The following is a 3,665-nucleotide window of genomic DNA, read 5'->3' as shown; positions in this document are numbered from 1 at the left end:
AGAGAAGTGGGTCTCTGATATTACCTATATCAAAGTGGCAGGTCAATGGAACTACTTGACTATAATTATGGATCTAGCAGATAGAAAAATACTGGCATGGACATTAAGTGAAGATATGACTACAGAAAACACCATCTACAAAACTTGGATAAAAGCTAAAAATAGAAGGCAAATTACTGAAAATCATATATTTCACTCTGATAGAGGTGTGCAATATGCTTCACGTAAAATGAAGCTGATTTTTAATAAAAATAGTACCATCAAACAAAGTATGAGTAGAAAAGCAAACTGTTGGGATAATGCAGTAGCAGAATCGTTGTTTAAAACCATTAAATACGAATGTACCAATAGATATAAATTCAAAAATTATCTTCAGGCATACTCTAAGATAGAAAACTATATCCAGTGGTACAATACACAAAGATTACATTCTTCTTTAGGATATAAAACTCCTCTAGAAGTAGAAATACAATATTGGAAAAATAATAAAAAAGTGGCTTGAGAAAATAGTCCCAAATTTATTAGGTAGTCCAGTTTTGAAAAGAAAATTTGTAGTAACCACAGATTCTAATCATTGATTTGCTATGGCAGCTAATATTAAATAGAGAATTTACCGCTACCAAACTAGGTCAAAAATGGGTTTCTGATATTACTTATATTCGTGTTAATGATCATTGGAATTATTTAACTACTGTTATGGATCTTGCTGATAGAAAAATAGTTGGATGGTCTTTAAGTGAAGATATGACAGCGGAAAACACCACTGTCAAAGCGTATTTATCAGCAATAAATACACGTTCGATAACTCAAGGGTTTATTTTTCATTCCGATAGAGGTGTTCAATATGCATCTAATAAAATGACTCCTTTTTTTTCTTTCAATTGGAAATCGCAACAATCCATGAGTAGAAAAGGTAATTGTTGGGATAATGGTGTTGCAGAGAGTTTTTTCAAAACAATAAAATATGAATGGCTATACCGTTTCAAATACAACTCATATAATCAATTATATGAGTCAATTGAAGAATATATCACTTGGTACAACACCAAAAGATTACATTCTAGTTTAGGGTATTTAGCTCCTATTGAAATGGAAATGAAATTAAAAGGAAATGCAAATAAAGCGGCTTGAAAAAATAGTCCCAAATTTAGTAGCTATTCCACAAAATATCCAAAGTCGTTTCCATACTGTTAATGCCAACTAAAAGTAGGCGGAAAATACAAAATACGCAACCAAAAATGCATGCTAACCAGCTAAACCTGATATTCAACTAAAAAAACGGAGGATAGCTAACTAGTAAAAAATATATCCCAATTACAATTCTAAATCTTATAATTATCTATAACAGATAAAATCTCAAGAAACAAAGGCATAAAGCAACAAAGTTAAACACAAAACCACCAACCCTTGTAACCCTGTCATTACTGTGTATGATCGATAAGCGTCTTTCATTTTGATACCACTAAATTGGGATACCACCCAAAAATAACTATCATTCGCGTGAGAAACTGTCATAGCTCCTCCCCCTAAAGCCATTACCACTAGAGCAAGCTCAATAGCTGTATCAAACCCCATTGTCGTCATCAAAGGTGCAAGCATTGACGAGGTAATCACCAATGCACTTGTAGAAGAGCCTTGAGATGTTTTTAATAAAGCTGCGATTAAAAAACTAATAATCAGAAAAACAGCTCCAGAGAATTGCCCCCCTGCAACCCATGAGCCTACTAAATCAGCAATTGGGGTTGCTTTTAAAACCCCGCCAAATGCGCCACCTGCACCAGTTATAATAAGAATAGGACCAGAAAGACTAATTCCATCTGAAACCCATCCAGTTAGATATTTTTTATCAAAAGAAGGGAAGAGAAAAAATGATGATATCATTCCTAGAAATAGAGCGATTAAAGGATCGCCAAGAAAAAGCAATATATCTGCTACCCCTCCCTCTACTTGCATGAATTTAGCCATAGATCCAATACCAATTAATAAAATAGGCAAAGCAATTGGCATACAAGCCTTAAAAACAGACGGCATTTCTAAACCAGAAGCATCCATCGTGCTTGTATCTAATACATCTATTAACATTCCTTTTCGTTTTGCAAAAATCCAAGAAACCAATAAAACAGGAATAGATATTATAATCCCTAACAGCATTATTGTTCCCAAATAATCAGATGCTCCAATATTACCTGCCGCAGCTATTGGCCCAGGGGTAGGAGGTATTAATGTATGAGTGGTATACAAACCAGAGGCTAGAGCCAAGGATAATGTTGCTTGTTTTGTAGAGGTTTGTTTTGCTAATGCCTTGTTTAATCCTGATAAAATAATAAATCCACTATCACAAAAAACAGGCACACTCACTGTTGCACCAATTAGAGACATTGCCAAAGCTGGTCTTTTTTTACCTACTAGCTTTAACACCAAATCAGCAATACGCATTGCTCCACCTGATTTTTCCAAAATGGCACCTATCACACTTCCCATAATCACAATTAATCCTATATACCCCATTAATCCACCAAAACCTTTATTTATTGACAGGATAATTGTTTGTAATGGCATACCAACAGTTAGACCTACCATAATAGTAGCTAATAATAAAGCTACAAAAGGATGTAGTTTCCAAAGAGAAGAAGCTACTACAATAAAAACGATGGCTAGAAAAATGACAATTAATAACGGAATTCCAGTAAGCATAATAATCTTTTTTATTTAAAAATGAGATTCCATTTTTAGTATATTATTAATAATTAAAATATTATTTTAACAAATCTATTAAAAGTACATAGTCTCGCAAAAGAACTAAAATTGCAAATTATCGGATTATATTTGCTTATAGACTGCCGTCATTAAAGAATACATAATTAGTTTTAAGGATTAAGGAATATTCAATACCAATAAAACTATCATGGATCGTGCCCAAAAGGAATTAGGCATTAAACTACGGGTTACATCTGCCCCAATACACTGCTGGGAAAAGGTAAAACTGCGCGGGGAGTCTTATATAAGTTACGCTGACTATCTTTTACACAACTAGGGACACCCTAAACTACCGCTGGGGAGGGGTAAAAGTGTGCTGGGACACCACAAACTACCACTGGGAAAAGGTAAAACTGCGCTGGGAGTCTTATATAAATTACACGGACTATCTTTTACCCAACTAGGAACACCTCAAACTACCGCTGGGGAAGGGTAAAGATGCGCTGGGGAACCCCAAACTACCACTGGGGAGGGGTAAAAGTGCGCTGGGACATCACAAACTACCGCTAGGGATGAGTAAAACCGCGCTGGGGAACCCCAAACCACCGCTGGGGAGGGGTAAAACTGCGCTGGGACACCCCAAACTACCGCTGGGGATGAGTAAAACCGCGCTGGGACATCACAATATACCGCTAGGGAAGGCTAAAACTGTGCTGGGACACCCTGGAATATCTAGTTTTGTTAGGACGATTTTAAATAGCCCATAATGTTAAATATATTTGAATTATGGTAAAGCGAAAACATAGTAACGATTTTAAACTTATGATTGTAGAGTTATTACAATCAGGTCAAAGTGTACAGCAAGTGAGTTCAGAATATGATTTAGATGGAAGTATGATCCGTAAATGGCGTAAATCATATGAATCTACCTCTGGTAAATTCACTGTAAAACAGGAATTGAGTACAGA

At 35.5% G+C, this 3,665-nt stretch carries 3 protein-coding genes and 1 pseudogene; 3 read left to right on the top strand and 1 reads right to left on the bottom strand.

Going from position 1 to position 3,665, the window contains the following annotated elements; all coding sequences use genetic code 11:
- Together CVD18_RS21780 and CVD18_RS21775 are read left to right on the top strand one after the other, a co-directional pair.
- Positions 1 to 502, top strand: a 502-nt coding sequence (locus CVD18_RS21780) for an IS3 family transposase (RefSeq protein WP_146052798.1), incomplete at its 5' end; no start/stop codon positions are given.
- A 31-nt stretch (positions 503 to 533) separates the two neighbouring features.
- Positions 534 to 1,131 (top strand): annotated as a pseudogene (locus tag CVD18_RS21775) (IS3 family transposase); the annotation flags it as partial.
- A gap of 225 nt (positions 1,132 to 1,356) precedes the next feature.
- Here the strand turns inward: CVD18_RS21775 and CVD18_RS21770 are convergent.
- Positions 1,357 to 2,694: a GntP family permease gene (locus CVD18_RS21770; RefSeq protein ID WP_103867565.1), complete on the bottom strand. Its 1,338-nt coding sequence runs from the start codon at positions 2,692 to 2,694 to the stop codon at positions 1,357 to 1,359.
- 789 nt (positions 2,695 to 3,483) lie between these two features.
- On the opposite strand from CVD18_RS21770, the gene CVD18_RS21760 reads away from it, so the two are divergent.
- On the top strand, positions 3,484 to 3,665 hold a 182-nt coding region (locus CVD18_RS21760; RefSeq protein WP_146052779.1), incomplete at its 3' end, for a transposase.

Origin of the sequence: Aquimarina sp. I32.4 (assembly GCF_002924285.1) — a bacterium.
GTDB lineage: Bacteria > Bacteroidota > Bacteroidia > Flavobacteriales > Flavobacteriaceae > Aquimarina.
This window is presented reverse-complemented; position numbering and strand designations above follow the sequence as displayed.